Source organism: Acidithiobacillus sp. YTS05, from assembly GCF_024396695.1.
In the GTDB taxonomy this organism is placed as follows: domain Bacteria; phylum Pseudomonadota; class Gammaproteobacteria; order Acidithiobacillales; family Acidithiobacillaceae; genus Igneacidithiobacillus; species Igneacidithiobacillus copahuensis.
In genome coordinates this window covers 1,589,508-1,607,849 of the sequence record NZ_CP094359.1, presented here as the reverse complement: position 1 = coordinate 1,607,849, position 18,342 = coordinate 1,589,508, and the positions used below count along the sequence as shown (strand labels likewise).

The following is an 18,342-nucleotide window of genomic DNA, read 5'->3' as shown; positions in this document are numbered from 1 at the left end:
TCCAGGTCTACCGAGTGGTCTACCGTGCCATGGTGCAGAAGCCACCATTTAGGTGCTTGCCGACGGACAGCGGGATATGCAGTTGGCTTTTGGCGCCTCGCCGCTTGGGGCTTGACGACTGAAGGCACGCAGATAAGCGCAGCGGTGCCCATTGGCCCCGCCGTAGCTCTCGTTACTTTCTGGCCTCGGATTCCAGGCTGCGCAAGCTTTCTTCCGTTCCCGCTGCGGCGGTGAGGTCGGCGACATTTTCCTTGGTAAAAAATCCCTCGAAGCCGTGAAAGCGCTGCACAAACTCGATGATGAGAGAGGTGTGCGTGGAGGCACGAGAAAAAATCTGCTTCAGGCCCTCCTGCTCGGAGCCGATCACCTGCAGCAGGAATTCCTGCCCGCACTCCGCCAGGCTGGATACCACGTAATCGATGTTGGTCTTGCCCTGGGTTTTGCCATCCCGCACGGCCACGGCAATATGATGCAAACGCGGGCCAAAATTGCGCACAAAAGACTCCGTAGGAGAGGGAGTTTGCAATAGGTGATTGCAAAAGTAGGGATGATTGGCAGCCGTGAAGACCTTCGCTGGTGTATGCAGAACGTCATCATAATGCAGGCTTTTGGTGACGTTGGTGGATGAGTTTTGATCTGGAATATCGTAGGATCCCCAATAGTAGTAACTGGATAATCCCAGGTACTCGAGAATGGCAACTTCTCGATTCTGGCTATAGATGCGGGTAGCCAAATGATCGATTGGCAAGAGGAGTTCGCTGATTTTTACCCGTTCCCGCAGCTCTTGCGCTTGCTCAAATGCCGCCTGCATTTCCGGATCGATGCGCGAATTTCCCAGGGCGTAGACGCGAATATCGTTGTCCGGGCGCTCCCAATACCCGATGATATTGTGGGTGTAGGGCGAGGGCTTGACAATCGCCATGTTTCCCGGGAGCTCCATCTGCCGAATTTGTTCCTGGTTGAAAAAACGGATTTCACGACTCTTCTGAATGTCGACTACCTCATGCAGATTTTCTACCTGAAAAATCTCTCCCATATAGCGCGAATTTGGTTTCTTCGCACCAATGGGATACACCTCGTTCAGGCTGCGAAAGATACCGCGCAAATCGGGGTCTTTGACCTCTCGCACCAATACATCGGGATAATTCATGTTGATGCGCAGGATGTGGGTCAGATGCTGGTCGGTGTCGAGCGTGACCAGATAGTTGTAGGGCGTCATCAGACAGAGTTCGCGGATGTATGCAGCGGAATGTCCCGGCTCGAGGGTCATCATCAACGCATCGATGCGACGGATGTTCTCGGTCAATCCGAGCCTGTCCCGCTCTTCCAGAAGGCGTGGCAGCCATTCTTCAAAGAAAGGGGAGTTGGCTTTGTCGCCCTGTCGAGGATGCGCAGTATAACTGTTCACGATCTGCTCCTTGGATTGACTCCGTTTCTTTACCGTGCGAGCCCAGAGGGAACCGAACCCCCACCCTACGAGTTAGAAAGTCAAAAACAGGTAGTTGTTCCATTTGTTGCATCAATGGCCCACAGAAATAAGTGAATAAATTACAATGATATATGCCATATTTGCTATATGGCTGACCCCCAACATTCCTGCTCATTTCCGACTTCAGTATGGCACCAGGGTAGCGAGAGAATCAACGGCTTATATTCTCAGAGTAGGGACGCCAGAGTGCCCGTTGGCACGATTGTGGAGTCTGCCACTGGTTTCTAAGAAAGGACGCCCAAAATACCTGGCTGCGGCCTGGCTTTCCGGATCTGATGCTTGCTGATCAGAAAGATTACAGTCGTTGACCCTATACGGACTACAGGGGTACAAAAGGTGCTCTATCTTGCAGGAGACAGATCATGGAGTTCTGGAGTCGTCGCCATTTTTTGCGGTCTGGTCTGACCTTGCTTGCTGCCGTGCCGACGGGGCGGGCGTTGGCCGCATCCGCGATGATGCGTGGCATGGCGGGCATGAGTGGGATGGGAAACATGGGTGCCATGCCCGCGAAGGCAGCCCCGTTTGTTCGCCCCCTGCCGATTCCTCCGCTATATGCTGGCACCTTGGCCAAGGATGGGGTGCGCGAATATCGTCTGCAGATGGGATTTGGCAGCGCCGAGTTACAGCCCGGCGTCCAGACGCCCACTTGGGGGTATAACGGCAACTATCTCGGTCCGGCTCTCGTCATCCCCAGGGGGGAGCACTTGCGCCTCTGGGTGAACAATGCCCTCAACCAGAGCACGACGACCCACTGGCATGGCGCCCATGTGCCCGGTGACATGGATGGTGGACCGCAAAGTCTGATTGCTCCGGGCGCAACCCGATTCTATCAGTACCGTATCGAGCAAGACGAGGCCACCCTCTGGTATCATCCGCACCCGGATGGCCGCACCGGTCCGCATGTCTACGGAGGTCTTGCCGGTCTGTATCTGATCCAGGACGGCACGGATCGGAATCTGGGGCTGCCGCATCATTGGGGCGTCGACGACATCCCGATCATCGTCCAGGATCGACTCTTTGATTCGGCAGGACGATTGGTCTATATGCCTCAGGCGATGGACGTGATGGGTATGAAGGGTAACCGGTTTCTCGTCAACGGCTGCGAATCGCCGGTGTTGCGTGCCCCCGCGCAGTGGCTTCGTCTGCGCTTGCTCAATGCTTCCAATAGTCGAATCTATAACTTTGCCTTTTCCGATGACCGGCATTTTTACCAGATTGCTACCGATGCGAGTTATCTGGAATCTCCGGTGACCATGCGGCGGCTGTTATTGGGACCGGCGCAGCGTGCAGAGATATTGGTAGACTTGCGCAGTAACGAAGGTCAGCGATTGTGGTTACGCAGCGATTCCGCTGCGGTAGTGCCTGGTCTTAGTCGCCGTCCCATGGATAGCGACCATTACGACCGCAGTGTCTTCGACCTTGTCGAAATCCGGGTGGAGCGAGGGCAGGGGCAGGGTGGTCGATTACCCGACCGGCTGCTTGCGGCGCCGGACCTGCCAACGCATGGTCCAGAACATCAGTTCAGCTTGCAGGGCATGGGCGAGGGTCAACAAATGATGGCCGATATGCGTCGTGTCCGTGCCGCTTTTCACCATGTTGCGCATGATGGCCCAGGTGGCATGTCGCTTGGCATCGGCAAGGTGCCTGTCTTCTCGATCAACCACCAATTCATGGACATGCAGCGCATCAATCTGCGGATACCTCTGGGCAGCACCCAAGTTTGGATGGTGCACAATGAGGCAGAAATGGCCCATACCTTCCATGTCCATGGGACGTCGTTCTGGATTCAAGGCCGTAATGGTCACCCCGCTACCTCCTCTGAGCACGGCTGGAAGGATACGCTATTGATTCGACCTGGCGAGCAGATTCAGATTGCCATGAGCTTCCATCATCCGGCAACGGACGCCTACCCCTATATGTACCACTGTCACATGCTGGAGCATGAAGACAATGGAATGATGGGGCAGTTCACGGTGCTGCCTGCCTGACCCTGTCGGCTCTGCCTGCGTGCGCCAATGGTGGACGTGGAAGAGGCTGTCGCGCTGGGAGGTGGGATCGATTCCAATTTTGAAAGGTGCTTCCACACTGATAGATGGTCGCCTGCGCCACTCCACCGCCAGGCAGCAGCTCCGGAGATCACGCTAGAGCCTTGTCTATATTGGCGCGCCCAGAGGGAATCGAACCCCCAACCTACGGCTTAGAAGGCCGTTGCTCTATCCGATTGAGCTATGGGCGCCTGCTTTCATTGTAAGCTAGGCAAGGCGCATCTCGCTAGGCACTTTCGCCCTTCCTTTGCTACCATCCGCCCGGAAGGGAGGCGCCCTATTTCTGGAGCCGCGCCGGGAATTGCGGGAGAGGGGTGAGCATTGCATCTTATGAAACCTTACATCTGGGCGCGCCTGCTGCTTGGCGCTGCGATTCTTTCCGTGACCTCGTGCGCGCAGTCGCTTCCCCAGACACCTGCGCCCCAGCCCGTGGTGCCAACGCTTCCCGCTACCTCAGCGCCCAAGGCGACGGCCTCGCCCAGTGATCGCTATCTGGATCGCATGGCCATCATAGATGCCCGCAAGGATTTTCGCCAAAGCCCGAATCCTGGTTATGTGCTCGACGCCCACTCGGTCATCCGTTTTCCCAGCCTAGGCCCCACTGGTGTGATCATCATTGGGGATAGCATCCTGACTGGGTGGTCCGGCTATTTTGCGCATGTATTTCCCAATGCTTTTCTCGATGGCCGGGTCGGCCGACAATTTTCCTCGGCCATACCCATCTGGCGAACGCTGCAGGAAAATGGGATGACTCACAAGGTGGGTTATGTGGTGGTTGAATTGGGGACCAACGGCGAGGTTTCGCCGCAGGATATGCAGACCTTTTTGCAGCTGGTCGGCGACCGTCAGGTGTTGCTCGTAATGCCGGAAATGCCCCGATCATGGGAGCACGAGGTGCAGGACCTTTACCTCCAGACCGCGGCTACCCACCCCAATGTCCATCTGGTGCGCTGGGACTTGCTCAGCCGCAACCATCCCAGCTACTTCTGGACGGATCGGGTACACCCAACCTGGATAGGGATCCAGGTGATGGTGCACGCCATCGCCACCGACCTGCAACAAGTGATCGCCAACAAGCATAACTGAATTTTTTCTTCTGGTAAAAAAGCGTGCTGCCATATATTGATTATCTCAAATTTCTGGCCATTTTTGCGGTCATCGCGTTCCATATTCATGACACCATCAGTTTTGACTACCCCTGGTTCTCTGGTGGTTATCTGGGCGTTGATGTTTTCCTTCTATTGTCAGGATTTCTGATCGAAAAATCTCTTGCCCGCGGGCGCCAGGATTCCTTGGCGCAGCGTAGCAAGGATTTCTTTGCGCGGCGGTTTTCCCGTATTCTCGTTCCTATGCTGGTGGTGACCGCCATCCTGGCGGTACTGCTTTGGTCGACCCATCTGCTCACCGGATGGGCGCCTGTCTGGTACTCGGCCATTCTCGGCTACAACTTTTATTTGGTCCTCCATCATATCCCCTATTTTCAGGTGTACAGTTATCCTCATCCGTTTTTGGGAATGTGGTTCATTTCTCTATTGGGTCAGTTATATCTGCTGCACTTTTTATTGCGTTCCTTATTGCCAGGGAAGTGGTGGTACCGGACAGTTCTGACGTTGCTCTTTTGTATAAGTTTGGGCTCTGCCTGGTGGCTGATGCGCCAGGGTAGTCTGAATGCCGCCTATGTGCTTCCCAGCCACGCTTTTCCCTATCTTGCCGGCGCGTTATTGACCGAACTGGGCTGGGCCCGGCCGCGGGAGACAGGAAGGAGCAGCTTCGATACCTTGAGCATCCTCGCCATCCTGCTGCTGGTGGCGCTCTTTGTTTTGGCGCCCTACGAGAATTTTGTGTATTTCTCCCTTGCCACAACCGCCCTTGGTGTGGCCTTCCTGCTGGCGGCCGCGCGCGCGGCCTGGTTGCCACGACTGCAACTGCTGGTCTTGGGTAAACTCGGGGAGATGTCCTATTCTCTCTATCTGTGGAATGTTCCAGTCGTTGCCTTGGTCCACTACTACTTCCCACAGACTTCTATTGCCAGTCAGGCGTTGTTTTCGCTTTCTCTGCTGCTGTTGTTGTCGGTGCTGTCCTACCTGCTGTTGGAACTGCCATTGCAGGCGGCCTTTCAAAAGCAGGTGCGGCATGGGGTGGGCCGGGGAGCTTTCGTGTCGGTGCTCGTCTTGCTGGCGCTGGCGAGTGTAGGCTGGTGGCAGGCCAGTCGACTGGGACAGGAGGGGGTGCGTCTACAAGCGCAAGCGCAGCACGATGCTCTCTATCGGCAATATCTGGAAAAACGGGTAGCCAGTATGGGACGGGATCTGCAAGCACTGACGGGCGCCAAGACCCTCTCGGCTGCCGAGGCTAAAGCACACGCAGATTCTCGGGCCAACAAGGCCCTGGAAAGCAATGCCGATCTGATGCAGTGGCAGCCTCATCCCGGTCTGGGCTTTCTGTATAATGGGCAAGAACTGCGCAGTAATCCGGCCTATCCCGAAAAGCAGGTATTGTTCATTACCGATTCTATTCTGTTGGGTTGGTCTGGGTACGTGATTCACATGGTTCCAAACGGGATTCTGGATGGTCAGGTGGGCCGCTCGTTTTTCCGGGCACAGCCGGTGCTACAGAAAATGTTTCAGGACCCAGCCTACGCCAAGGTTGCCTATGTTGTGGTAGAGCTGGGCAGCAATGGCTATGTTCAGTGGTCTGATCTGGAAAGTTTTGTGCAGACAGTGGGGAATCGCAAGATCCTGTTGATTGTCCCGTCCGTACCGCGCCCGTGGGAAAACGAAGTGCGCAGTATGTACGATCGCGCTGTTGCCAAGTATCCGAACATCACCTTGCTGCATTGGGACCACATCAGTGACGGTCATCCAGGCTATTTCGTGGCCGATCAGGTCCATCTCGATTGGGACGGTGCGCAGGCCTTGATGCAGGCGGTGCTCCGCACCCTCTATCAAATGGGGTATCGCAATCCGCCGCCGCCCAAAGCGATCTTTGCCAACGCTGTGCCAGCCGCCAAGCCAGCGCTCAGCGCGAAACCTTCTGCTGCGACTGCGCCGACCCCGGGTGCCGCTGCGTCCATTCCTGCTGTGACGGAGAGTGCCTCTGCCAACGCTACGCCGGGTGCTGCTGGATTGTCGGCTACAGGCCCGGTTGCCCGAGCATTGCGAAAACAGAGTGCGGTACAGATGGGCGAATCCATTGGTAAAACGAACAGCGGACAGAACCAGTTGGAAGAAAATCAGCAATGGCAGGGTAGCCAGGAGAGCGGCGCTGGGGCACTGCAGAATCCCGGTCACACAGAAAATAATGCCTCTCGGCAGCAGGTTGGGGAAGAGGACGCTGGCAAACAGCGCCGGCATTTCCCCACCGATCAGGCCCAGAGTCCCGACGTTGGGGGGCAATAGCAAAAGATTGCGATATCAGTTCTGCGCATGACCTTTTCCAGGCCTGGCAGGTTGTGGCGGGCGGCGCGCCGCAGGCCCCATTTTTTGACGTAGAGTATGACTCCGCGGTACACTCCGCGCGTCGGAGAGATGGCCGAGAGGCTGAAGGCGCTCCCCTGCTAAGGGAGTATGGGGCTAAACACTCCATCGAGGGTTCGAATCCCTCTCTCTCCGCCAGTTACCATTTGTGGCACTCCCCGACTGAACCAGTAGTAACCGGCTGGAAACCAGTAACGTCCCCCTCTCCTTGAAGGTTCCCATGGCTAGGATTCGTCTAGCCCAACGCAGGCGACCAACCGAACGCGCTATCTCGAGTTTTGGGGGGGCTGTCTGGTATGAAATATTCACGGGATCTCGACGGCCTTCCCGTGGACCCGGTGGATTATCTTTTGAAACGCGCAAAAAAAGCGCCGCACGAGGCGACGCTATCATGGGCACCGCTGGCCATTCTTTCAGACGGACTCGCTGGCGCTTTCTCCCAGAAGCTGCTCGCGCTTGTTGCGGATGTCCTTGGCCAAGGCCATATACATGGCAGGCACCACAAAGAGCGAGAAAAGCGCACCAATGGCTAGCCCGGTACAAATCACCAGACCCATCTGGTAACGCGAGACCGCGCCGGGCCCAGTCGCAAACACCAGCGGCAGCACGCCGAGGACCATCGCCGCCGTCGTCATCAGGATGGGGCGCAGACGGATACTGGAGGCCTTCTCAACCGCCGCGCGTTTGTCGAGACCTTCGTGCAACTGAATGCTGTTGGCAAATTGCACGATGAGGATGCCCTGTTTGGCGATCAAACCGATCAGGGTGATCAGACCCACCTCGGTGTAGATGTTGATAGAGCCGAAGCCCAAGCTGATGAAAATGAGTGCACCGCTGATCGACATCGGCACAGTGATCAGCACGATCAGTGGATCGCGGAAGCTCTCGAACTGTGCCGAAAGCAACAGATAGATCAACAGAATGGCTAGCAGGAAGGTGACCAGTAGCCCACTTTTCTCCTGCTCGTACTGCCGGGACTGGCTCGCGTAGTTCACCTGATAGTCGCTCGGCATCACTTTTTCCGCTGCCTGGCGCAGGAAGCCAAGCGCCTGCCCCATGCTCACGCCGGGTTTGGGAATCGCCTGGATGGTCGCCGCGTTGAGCTGATCGAATTGTGGCAGAAACTGTGGTTCGGTACGTGTCTCAATGCTGACCACCGTCGACAGTGGCACCAGGGCACCGCTGGCGGTGCTGATGTAGTAATGCTTCAGCATGCCCGGATCGGCGCGAAAGCGGTCCGGAACCTGGGGGATGACCTTGTAACTGCGCCCGTCCATATCGAAGCGGTTGACGTAGTTGCCACCGAGCAGCGGCTGCAGGTCCTGGGCGATGGCCGCCATGCTGATGCCGAGGTTACCGGCAAGGTTGCGGTTGATCTTCAGCACCACTTCCGGGTTGTCGATGCGCAGATCCTTCATGACATAAAAGAACAATCCGCTTTGGTAGGCCGCGCCGACGACTTGATCCGCCACCTTGTCGAGCTTGGTGTAACTGCCGGGACTCTGCAGGACAAACTGCACCGGCAGACCACCGGCAGAGCCTGGCAACGGCGGTGGCAAGAAGGAGGCCGTTTGCAGACCGGTAACGGACTGCAACGCCTGCTGCACCTTGGGTTGTAGCTGCATCGCCGTAGTGCTGCGTTGACTCCAGGGCGTCAAGCGCATACCAGCGAACATGCTGTTGCTGCCGGCACCGCTGCCCGTCGATATGCCGGTAACCATGAAGGTTGCCGCCTTCTCCGGATACTGGTCGAACACGTGGAGTATCTGTTTCCCGTATTTCACCAGTTCTTTGGGCGTGATTGTGGGACCGCCGGTATCGGCGCTGAAGATGATCCCCTGATCTTCCTGCGGTGCCAATTCCGATTTGGATGTGGTGAACAGGAAATAGATACTGGCGAAAACCACCGCAGCAAAGAGCAGCGTCACCGGAACATAATTCAGGCTGCCTCGGAGGAGGCGATCGTAGAACCGGGAAAGGCCACTGAAGCGCTGGTCGATGAAATGCTCAAAGCCGTGTTCCTTGGTAGGCCGCAGCACTTTACTCGCTAGCATCGGCGACAGGGTGAGAGCGACAATCATCGAAATGAACACCGCTGCGACCAGGGTAAAGGCGAACTCGCCAAAGAGACTCCCGGTGAGGCCGCCCATGAAGGCAATGGGTGCGAAAACCGCGATCAGCGTCGTGGACATGACGACGATGGGAGAGCCGAGCTCGCGACCCGTGAGCATTGCCGCATCGAAAGGAGACTTCCCCTCGTCGATGTGCCGGTGGACATTTTCGACCACGATGATGGCATCATCTACCACCAGTCCAATGGCCAGCACGAAGGCGAGCAGGGTGATGAGGTTGATGGAGTAGCCGAGACCCCACATGATCAAACCTGCGCCGATGATCGCCAGCGGAATGGCGACGGCAGGGATGATCGCTGCGCGCCAGGAACCCAGGGTAAAGAAGATCACCAGCAGCACCACCGCCAGGGTAATGCCGATGGTCAGCATCACCTCATCCAGCGAGGCCTTGATGAAGACGCTGGCATCATAGGGGATGGCCTCATGCAGACCCGGTGGTAGTCCTTTGTCGATATTCTTCAGTGCCGCCTTGACACCACTCGCTACATCCAGAGAATTCGCCGATGGCGATTCCTGAATGCCGATGAAGGCGGCAGGGCGGCCGTCGAAGAAGGCATAGGAGGTGTAGTCCTGCGCGCCCAATTCGACCTTGGCAACATCCTTGAGACGAATCAGGGTGTCACCAGACTTGGTAATGACCAGGTTTTCAAATTCCTGCACATTATGCAGATTGGTGGTAGCAACGATGGTATTTTGGACCGTCTTGCCCCGCGTCTGCCCGACGGCAGAGATAAAGTCATTCGCCTGCAGGGCCGTCGATACCTGTGCGGCGCTGATCCCCAGGGCCGCCATCTTCTGCGGGTTGAGCCAGATACGCATGGCGTAGGTATTGCCGTTACCGGCGCCGGGCGGCAAGATCTGCGCCTGGCCGACTCCCGACACGGTAGCCAGCTGGGGCTGTACCACGCGCAGCAGATAGTCGGTGATCTGCTGCTGGTTCAGGGTCTTGCTGTAAAAGGCCACGTACATCAGATCGGTGGTGCTGCCGACGGTAACATTGATGACCGGCAACTGGCTGCCCGTCGGTAACTGGTCCGTCACCTGCTGTACCTTGGCCTGAATATTGGCCAAGGCAGAGCTTGGCTCGGTGCCGAGCTGCATATAGACGGTAATGGTCGATGTGCCCTCGGAACTATTCGAGGTGAGATAATCGATATGTGGCGCGCTGGCGATCACCTTTTCCAGACGCGTGGTCACAAAACCCTGCACCGTGGATGGGCTGGCGCCGGGGTAGGCCGTGGTGATAGTGACCACGGTGTTGGTCAAAGCCGGATATTGCCGCACCGTCATCATCAGAAAGGCGTGCAGGCCCAGCAGAAAAATCACCAGATTCAGTGCCGTGGCCATTACCGGCCGGCGTACGAAAATTTCCGTAAATCGCATAAGAGGGCCTCAGTGTGCCGCGGCGACGCTAACCAGCGCACCGTTCGTCAATTTGACCTGTCCGGCGGTGACAACCAGCTCGCCGGCCTTCAGGCCCTTGCTGATCGCGACCTGACCATCGCGCTCTTCGCCCGTTTGTACCACGTGCTGCACGGCGACCTGCGTTTTCTTTCCATCTACCGTTTTATTTTCGATGAGATAGACAAAGTTGCCGTAGGTATTGTACGTAATGGCCGCCACCGGTACCGTCAATACCTTCTGGGTCACATTGCGGACCACCGTGACGTTGCCGAACATTCCCGGACGCAGGACAGCCTTGGGATTGTTCAGGGTTGCCTGAACCTCTACTTGCCGCGTCTGCGCGTTGATAGCGGAACCCAGCGCGGTGATCTTGCCGGTAAATGTCTGGTCGCCGGTGGCGTCCGAGCGAAATTGTACCGGCGTCCCGACCTGCAGTTCCGGGAGATCGCTCTGCGGCAGCGTAAAGTCGACGTAGAGCGGATCCCAGCTCTGCAAATCGGCAATGGCGGTACCTGGCGTCACATACTGACCCACATTCACCTTGCGAATTCCGATATGACCGCTGAAGGGTGCGGTGATGGCGAGCTTGTGTAAGGTCGCTTCGTCATTCTGCAGGGTAGCCTGGTCGACGGCGTAGGTCGCCTGCGCCTGATCGAGTTGTGCCTGGCTTGCCGCCTTGTCGGCAATCAAAGTTTGCGTGCGCTTGAGGTTGACCTCCGCCAGATGCAGATTGGCGCGGTCCACCCGCAGTTGCGCCAGCTGGTTGCTGTTGTCGATCTGCACCAGAAGCTGCCCCGCCTGTACCATGGAGCCGGAATGAAAATGGATGGCAGTGACGTTGCCAGCAATCTGTGTGCTCAACTCTGTGCCTTGTATGGCATTGAGGGAGGCAACGGCCTGCAGTTCGGGATGCCACTCCCGTTCCTGCACCTTGGTCGCAGAAACGGAAGATACCGGCTTCGGTGCGTTGGCGATGGCCTTGGCAATCATCTGATTGACAAAGGCCTTGAAGCCGAAGATGCCACCAAAAAGAAGGACCAGTCCGATGATGACGATAGCGTATGCTTTTTTCATTGTGGATCTCCGGAGGGTTTTACCGGGGGAATGGAAACTTTCTGCAGCTCGGGTGCCCCTTTGCCGGGCTCGTGCCACCAGCCGCCACCGATGGCGACGAGCAAAGCGGCGGTGTCCTGATACCGTTGCGACTCTGCCTGCACCACCGCAATTCGGGCGCTGTTGTACTGGATCTCGCTGGTCAACAGGGTGAGGTAGTCACTGGCGCCGCTGCGATAGCTCACCTCGCTCAGGTGCAAGGATTTTCGCGCAGCATCGAGTGCTGTCTGCTGCGCGCGCAGGGTTTCGGCATCGCGCTGCAGAGCGCGCAAGGCATTGGCCACCTGACCAAAGGCATCGAGAACTGTCGTTCGATATTCCTGAAAGGTGACTTCGTAGGCGGCCTTGGCCTCGGACTCCTGTGCGCGCAATTTGCCACCCTCAAAAATCGGTTGCGAGAGACTGCCCACCAGGCTCCAGATACTGCTCACTGGATCGAAAAAGAGCCCCGGGTGGGCAGCGGTGGAGCCAATGGCGGCGCTAAGTTGCACGGTCGGAAAGAACTGCGCCTTCGCTTCACCGACGGTGGCATTCGCGGCCTTCATCTGTGCCAGTGCCGCCTGAATGTCCGGGCGTTGCTTGAGTAAGGTGGAGGGCAGGCTTACCGGGATCTTTTCCGGCAGGGTCAGCTGATCCAGTTGCAGTTCAGGAATCCTCGCCTCGCCGGGAAATTCGCCGAGCAAGGTCGCCAACTGATGATCATAGACGGTGAGCTGCTGCTGCAGGGGCGGCAGTTTCGCCTCCTGGCTGGCGAGTTGACTGGCCTGGGTTACGACGGTGTTGTCGTCGATCGCGCCAGCCTGATATTGCAGCTGGGTCAACTGCAGTAGTTTTTTCTCGCGCGCGATGATTTCCTGAGTCGCGGCAATTTGTGCCCGGGTGGCTGCGGCATCGATGGCGGTGGTGACAATGTTGCCGCTCAAGGTCAAACGCGCAGCCTCTAGTTCCCAGCGCTGATAGTCGACCAAAGCCTTACTGTTTCTGTAGACCAGACGATTTACACCAAAGATATCGGGATAATACGAAACCCCAAGACTGCCGGTGACGAGAGAATAGCGGAACCCGCCCTTGCCGCCACCAAAGGCCGCCGACGATGCTTTGGCACGTGTGGCTTGCAGGCTGCCGGTGACCTGGGGATAGAAGATACTGGCGTTCACTCGTTCTACTGCTTGCGCCTGCCGCAACTGCGCCTGAGCCTGCGCTACCGTCGGGCTGTTCTTCAGGCCCGTCTGCACCAGTTCGTTGATTTTCTGGGAGTGAAAAAGCTTCCACCACTCTTCGTCGAGCGCCTTACCATAGACGAATTCCTGCGCGGACCCCGCCGGACCCGTGGCAGACACCGTATTTTTGGGATTGCCCTTAGCGGCATAGGGAATGTGATCGCCGGGGGTATGCGGCACGCGCAGCTTCGGCTCAAAGCTACAGGCGGAAAGCCCCAGAGCTAAAGGCACCAGCAGTGCCAGGAACCGGTAAGAGGGCAGGGAAGAGGACATGGGCGGGGACTCCAGGGGTTTGACCGACCGTTCGGTATAATGCGCATTACCTATGATCTTGTCAATCGAAGACAAATGATTTCAAAATGTAAAGAACCTTGATTTTACAGCACGCGCAACGCATATTCACGTACACCAAACTTGATGGTTTTTTCGGAGCGTTTACCATGATTCGTCGTACCCTTCTCATCGGCCTTGCGGCCTCCAGTTTTGTGGTGCTTTCCCCTGTAGCGATGGCGGAGCCGACAGCGCCGCAGGTTATCCAGTCCATCCAGAGTGGTCAGTACGCCCAGGCGCAGCAGCAGCTTTCCGAGGTCCTGGCCGCGCATCCCAAATCTGCGCAGGCCCAGTATCTGGAATCGCGTCTACTGGCCAAGGAGGGCAAGTGGCAGGAAGCGTCTACCGCCTTACAGCGCGCCAAGAGCCTCGATCCCAGCCTGTCTTTTGTGCAACCCAAGGTGTTGGCCGGTTTTGAAAAGCAGTTGCAGCAAAAGGTCGGAAAAGCAGCCCCTGCTGCGGCGGCTAGCGAGAAGTCGCATTCCCGCCTGGGCGCTGCCATCGCCTGGTTTCTGGGCTTGATTGCCGTTATCGCCGGCATCTCCTGGTTCCTGCGCCGTCGTCGGCAACAGCAGGCCATGGCCTATCGCCAGATGCAGCCTGGCTTTGGCAATATGGGCGGATTTCCAGGGCAGGGGGGGGCTTACGGTCCGCAGGGGCCCTACGGTCCTGCGGGGTCACCGCAGGGTGGCGGCATCGGCTCCGGTTTGGCCTCGGGTATTGCTACCGGCGTGGGTATTGGCGCAGGTATGGCTGCGGGTAATGCCATCGCCGGTAGTCTCTTCGGCCATCACGATGACCAAAATGGCAGCAACGATGCTGGTCAGAACGATCAGTTTGGCATGACTGACACCTCCTGGGGTGGAGACGATTCGTCTGCGGGGGATTTCGGGATGGGTGGAGACGACGACAGCTGGGTGTGATGATTGCCGCTTGGCAGGCCTCGTCTTGCCAAGCATCATCCCCGACCAGTACCATTCAGCCTTTGCCGGTCTGCGCTGATATGGCTGGAGAGCAGTGATGTTTCACGGAAGTATGGTGGCGTTGATCACGCCAATGAATCCTGGTGGGGCCGTGGATGACCGCGCCTTGCGGGATCTGGTCGAATGGCACATTGCCGAAGGCACGCACGCGATCGTTGCCGTCGGCACGACCGGCGAGTCGGCAACGCTGACGGTGAAGGAGCATGTGGCCGTCATTCGCGCTGTGGTCGAGCAGGTGCGGGGTCGAATTCCCGTGATTGCCGGTACTGGGGCCAATGCCACCGCTGAGGCCATCGAGCTCACTCGTGCTGCCATGGAAGCGCAAGCTGACGCCGCACTCCTGGTCAGTCCCTACTACAACAAGCCGACGCAAGAGGGCCTCTTCCAGCATTACAGCGCTATCGCCGATGCCTGTCATTTTCCCATCATTCTGTACAACGTGCCCGGCCGTACCTCTGGTGATCTCCTCCCGGAGACAGTGGCGCAGCTTGCCGAACGTCCCTGCATCGTCGGAGTGAAAGAGGCCAGTGGCAAAGTCGATCGCGTCGCGGAAATTCTGCATCTCTGTGCTACCCGAAATGCCAGTATCGAGGTCTACAGTGGTGACGACGGCGCAGCCCTCGCAGCGATGGCGATTGGCGCGCGTGGCGTGATCTCTGTCACTGCCAATATCGTGCCGCGGGCTATGGCGCAAATGACGAGTGCCGCCCTGGACGGAGATTTTGCCCGGGCGCGGCGAATCAATGACGCACTGGTACCACTGCATCGCGATCTCTTTGCCGAATCCAATCCGATTCCGGCAAAATGGTTGCTCGCGGACCAGCAGCGCGTAGGCCCCAGCATCCGCCTGCCGCTCACTCCGCTCAGCGAATCCTTGCACGCCCGTTTGCGTGCCGCGCTGGAGTATGCCAATAACGCCCCTCTTTCTCCCGCCTCATGAGTACGCTTGCACCCATGCGTAAACCGATTGCTCGAAGCCTCGTTGCCGCCACCTTGCTCAGCCTGGGTCTGAGTGGCTGTTCCTACATTCCCTTTTTGAAGACCAATAATGGTCCCCAGTATACCGATGCCAAATTATTGAAGCCGCTGGCGGTGCCTCCAGATCTGCTGGCCTCGGCGCCAGAACCGGGAGTTACCGTGCCTGGCGGTGCGTTGACAGCGGCGGAGGCCGTGCAACAGTCCGGTATGCAAAGCGCGACCACCAGTAATGGCTACGAAGTCTTTCAACCGCGCCTGGCGCCCGGCGAAAGCGCGGTTGCCGAGCCCACGGTTCCAGGCGAGCAGGCGACGCTGGTCGGGCAGGGCAAGGATCTGGCTCTGCGCACCCAGGCCCAGCCCGCGCAAATCTGGTCAGCTGTCCGTGCCGAGTTGGGAAAGCGCAAGATCGGCATCAAGAGTTTCTCACCGGAGAAGAACGAACTGATGACCGATTGGGAGTATCAACGTGGCGGCCTCACCTCGATCTTTGGCAACAGCCTCGGTGCCAACCGGCGGATGCAATATACCTTCCGGCTGCAAGCGCAGGGAGATGGTGCGCAGCTTTTGACCCTTACGCAGCAACGCCAATGGATCAGCCCCACTTCCGAGTCCCTGGACTGGCAGGCGCACGATCCGAATCTGGATGCCAACCGGCATCTGCTGGAGGCGGTGCAAAAGCGTCTCGCGCAATCGGTCGTATTGGCGGAGCTGCCCCCGATCAAGGTGACCCGATATCGCGACGACCTTGGTCCCTATCTGGTTTTGAATCAGCCGCCGGCCAAGGCGCAGCCTGCCGTCCAGACCGCACTGAACAGCCTGGGTTATCCCGTCCATGCCGAGGCTCTCGGCGTCTGGTCGGTGCAAGTTCGCGGCGGTTCTGAACAGAAGAAATCGGGGGGTATTTTTGGCGGAATGTTCAGCAACGCCTGGCACAGCATCCAGGGTATCTGGGGCGGTGGCAAGCCCTCCAAGCCGCTGTCTGTGCAGGTCAAGTTGCTGGCCATGAAGGACGACAGCGGTAGCGTATTGGAGACCTCTTCCACAGTGCAGGGCGAAGAAGAGAGCAAGGCAGCCGTCAGCGTCCTGGACAAGCTGCAGTCGGCACTGAGTCCAGAGAAAGGAAATGCCGCATGATCGAGCGCTACACCCGCCTGGAAATGGGCGCTCTCTGGACGCAGAAGGCCAAGTACGATGCTTGGTTGCAGGTTGAACTGGCCGCCTGTCGCGCTTTGGCGGCAAAGGGCGAGATCCCCGCAGAGGCCCTGGCTGAAATCGAGGGTAAGGCACAGTTTGATGTCGAGCGTATCGACGTCATCGAAAAAGAGGTCAAGCACGATGTGATCGCGTTCCTGACCTCGGTCGCCGAGTTTGTTGGTCCCTCCAGCCGCTTCATCCACAAGGGACTCACCTCCTCTGACGTGGTGGATACCGGCTTCGCCCTGCAGTTGCGCGCTGCCGGCAAGCTCTTGCTGGCTGGCCTGCAGCGTCTCGATCAGGCACTGGTACGGTTGGCGTGGAAGTATAAAGACACGGTGATGATTGGCCGCTCCCATGGGATTCACGCCGAACCGGTTACCTTTGGGCTCAAAGTGGCAGTGTGGCGGGCGGAGGCACAACGCAATCTGCAGCGCCTGGAGCGCGCCATTGCCGCAGTGTCGGTGGGGATGTTGTCAGGGGCGGTGGGTACCTTTGCCAATATCTCCCCAGACATCGAAGAAGCCGTCTGCAAAGAGCTCGATCTGCAACCCGAGGCGGCCAGTACGCAGGTGATTTCCCGCGATCGTCATGCTGAATTTTTCAACACCTTGGCCCTGATTGGCGGCTCTGTCGAGAAGATCGCCGTCGAGATTCGGCATCTCCAGCGCACCGAGGTCCTGGAGGCGGAGGAGCCCTTTACCGCGGGGCAGAAGGGCAGTTCGGCAATGCCGCACAAGCGCAACCCGATCCTCTCCGAAAACCTCACTGGACTGGCGCGACTGCTGCGTGGTTACGCCGGGATGGCGCTGGAAGACATTGCTCTCTGGCATGAGCGGGACATTTCGCACTCCAGTGTGGAGCGCGTCATTGGTCCGGATGCCTGCATCGTTCTCGATTTCATGCTGCATCGTGCTAGCGGACTGCTCGAGGGCTTGGTCGTCTACCCCGAGCGGATGCGCGAGAACCTCGAAAAAATGCATGGCCTGATTTTTTCCCAGCGCGTGTTGCTGGCGCTGACGGAGAAGGGGATGCTGCGGGAGGATGCCTACCGCGTGGTGCAACGCAATGCCATGCTGGTCTGGCAGGAGGGCCAAGGTTTTCAGGCCCTTCTGGCGGCCGACCCGGAGATTCAGCGCTATCTCAGCGCTGCCGGACTTGGCGAGCTTTTTGATCTTGCCTACCACACCAAAGAGATCGACAGGGTCTTCGCGCGGGTGTTTCCGGAAGGCCGACCCGCATGAGCGATCGTGAAAAACTGTACGAGGGCAAGGCCAAGATCGTCTACATGGGCGAAAATCCCGACGAGTTGATCCTCCATTTCAAGGACGATACCTCCGCCTTCGATGGGGAAAAGCTCGCGCAGTTGGCGCAGAAGGGCGAGGTGAACAACGCCTTCAACGCCTTCATCATGGAATATCTGCAGCAGGCGGGGGTACCCACCCATTTTCTGCGTCGGTCTGGCGCGCGTGAGTCGGTGGTACAACGCCTGGAAATGATCCCAGTGGAGTGTGTCATCCGCAATCGCGCCGCAGGTTCCCTTTGTCGTCGTCTCGGGATCGAGGAAGGACGCATTCTGGAGCCGCCGGTGCTGGAATTTTTCCTCAAGAGCGATGCCCTGCACGACCCCATGATCAATCACTCGCATATTCGCAGTTTTGGCTGGGCAAGCGAGGACGAGATCGCGGCGATGACCCGCTGGACGGAACGGGTGAACGTCCTGCTGCTTGCGCTTTTCGCTCGTGCCGGCCTGATTCTGGTGGATTTCAAGCTCGAATTCGGGCGTTATCACGGTGCGCTGCGTCTGGGCGATGAGTTCAGCCCCGATGGTTGCCGCCTTTGGGATGCCCAGAGCCTCGAAAAAATGGACAAGGACCGCTTCCGTCGCGATCTTGGTGGGGTGGTCGAGGCCTATATCGAAGTGGCACGTCGCATTGGTGTCCCTCTCGCCTAGGCGCTACAGAATCATCCAATTCCT

Annotated in this window: 12 protein-coding genes and 2 tRNA genes; 9 read left to right on the top strand and 5 right to left on the bottom strand. The window is 58.0% G+C overall.

Annotation, left to right across the window (positions count from 1 at the left end; translation table 11 throughout):
* Window positions 1-172: 172 nt before the first annotated feature.
* Entirely contained in the window at window positions 173-1,408 is a 1,236-nt protein-coding gene (locus MQE22_RS07945; protein ID WP_255789469.1) for a hypothetical protein, read from the bottom strand.
* A 443-nt stretch (window positions 1,409-1,851) separates the two neighbouring features.
* On the opposite strand from MQE22_RS07945, the gene MQE22_RS07940 reads away from it, so the two are divergent.
* Window positions 1,852-3,477, top strand: coding sequence for a multicopper oxidase family protein (locus tag MQE22_RS07940; protein ID WP_255789468.1), 1,626 nt, complete (start codon window positions 1,852-1,854; stop codon window positions 3,475-3,477).
* Window positions 3,478-3,648: 171 nt separating this feature from the next.
* Here the strand turns inward: MQE22_RS07940 and MQE22_RS07935 are convergent.
* A tRNA-Arg gene (locus MQE22_RS07935) sits at window positions 3,649-3,725 on the bottom strand.
* A gap of 139 nt (window positions 3,726-3,864) precedes the next feature.
* Between MQE22_RS07935 and MQE22_RS07930 the strand changes: the two genes are divergently transcribed.
* From MQE22_RS07930 to MQE22_RS07920, 3 genes are all read left to right on the top strand, one after another.
* Entirely contained in the window at window positions 3,865-4,620 is a 756-nt protein-coding gene (locus tag MQE22_RS07930; RefSeq protein ID WP_215872826.1) for an SGNH/GDSL hydrolase family protein, read from the top strand.
* 23 nt (window positions 4,621-4,643) lie between these two features.
* A complete protein-coding gene (locus tag MQE22_RS07925) occupies window positions 4,644-6,932 on the top strand; it encodes an acyltransferase family protein (RefSeq protein WP_255789467.1) in 2,289 nt (762 codons plus the stop codon).
* A 123-nt stretch (window positions 6,933-7,055) separates the two neighbouring features.
* Window positions 7,056-7,148: transfer RNA gene (locus MQE22_RS07920), tRNA-Ser, on the top strand.
* A gap of 275 nt (window positions 7,149-7,423) precedes the next feature.
* On the opposite strand, the gene MQE22_RS07915 is transcribed toward MQE22_RS07920, so the two are convergent.
* The 3 genes from MQE22_RS07915 to MQE22_RS07905 are packed head-to-tail and all read right to left on the bottom strand — an operon-like array spanning window position 7,424 to window position 13,152.
* The gene (locus tag MQE22_RS07915) at window positions 7,424-10,525 is read right to left on the bottom strand and encodes an efflux RND transporter permease subunit (protein WP_255789466.1); all 3,102 of its coding nucleotides are present in this window, start codon (window positions 10,523-10,525) and stop codon (window positions 7,424-7,426) included.
* Between the two features lie 9 nt (window positions 10,526-10,534).
* On the bottom strand, window positions 10,535-11,620 hold the full coding sequence (locus MQE22_RS07910; protein ID WP_255789464.1) for an efflux RND transporter periplasmic adaptor subunit: 1,086 nt from the start codon (window positions 11,618-11,620) through the stop codon (window positions 10,535-10,537).
* Window positions 11,617-13,152 (bottom strand): efflux transporter outer membrane subunit, encoded by a 1,536-nt coding sequence (locus MQE22_RS07905; protein ID WP_215872822.1) that lies wholly within the window; start codon window positions 13,150-13,152, stop codon window positions 11,617-11,619. The genes MQE22_RS07910 and MQE22_RS07905 overlap by 4 nt, the downstream gene beginning before the upstream one ends.
* A 167-nt stretch (window positions 13,153-13,319) precedes the next feature.
* Between MQE22_RS07905 and MQE22_RS07900 the strand changes: the two genes are divergently transcribed.
* The 5 genes from MQE22_RS07900 to purC all read left to right on the top strand — a co-directional run bounded on the left by MQE22_RS07900 (window position 13,320) and on the right by purC (window position 18,318).
* Window positions 13,320-14,132 carry a tetratricopeptide repeat protein gene (locus MQE22_RS07900; RefSeq protein ID WP_215872821.1) on the top strand — a complete coding sequence of 271 codons (813 nt, stop codon included), beginning with the start codon at window positions 13,320-13,322 and terminating at the stop codon, window positions 14,130-14,132.
* A 97-nt stretch (window positions 14,133-14,229) separates the two neighbouring features.
* Complete coding sequence (gene dapA, locus MQE22_RS07895) at window positions 14,230-15,132, top strand: 4-hydroxy-tetrahydrodipicolinate synthase (RefSeq protein ID WP_215872820.1); 903 nt, start codon at window positions 14,230-14,232, stop codon at window positions 15,130-15,132.
* Window positions 15,133-15,146: 14 nt separating this feature from the next.
* Entirely contained in the window at window positions 15,147-16,304 is a 1,158-nt protein-coding gene (locus MQE22_RS07890) for an outer membrane protein assembly factor BamC (RefSeq protein ID WP_215872819.1), read from the top strand.
* Window positions 16,301-17,608 carry an adenylosuccinate lyase gene (gene purB / locus MQE22_RS07885; protein ID WP_215872818.1) on the top strand — a complete coding sequence of 436 codons (1,308 nt, stop codon included), beginning with the start codon at window positions 16,301-16,303 and terminating at the stop codon, window positions 17,606-17,608. Before MQE22_RS07890 ends, purB begins: the two co-directional genes overlap by 4 nt.
* On the top strand, window positions 17,605-18,318 hold the full coding sequence (gene purC / locus MQE22_RS07880; protein WP_215872817.1) for a phosphoribosylaminoimidazolesuccinocarboxamide synthase: 714 nt from the start codon (window positions 17,605-17,607) through the stop codon (window positions 18,316-18,318). Before purB ends, purC begins: the two co-directional genes overlap by 4 nt.
* Window positions 18,319-18,342 lie beyond the last annotated feature (24 nt).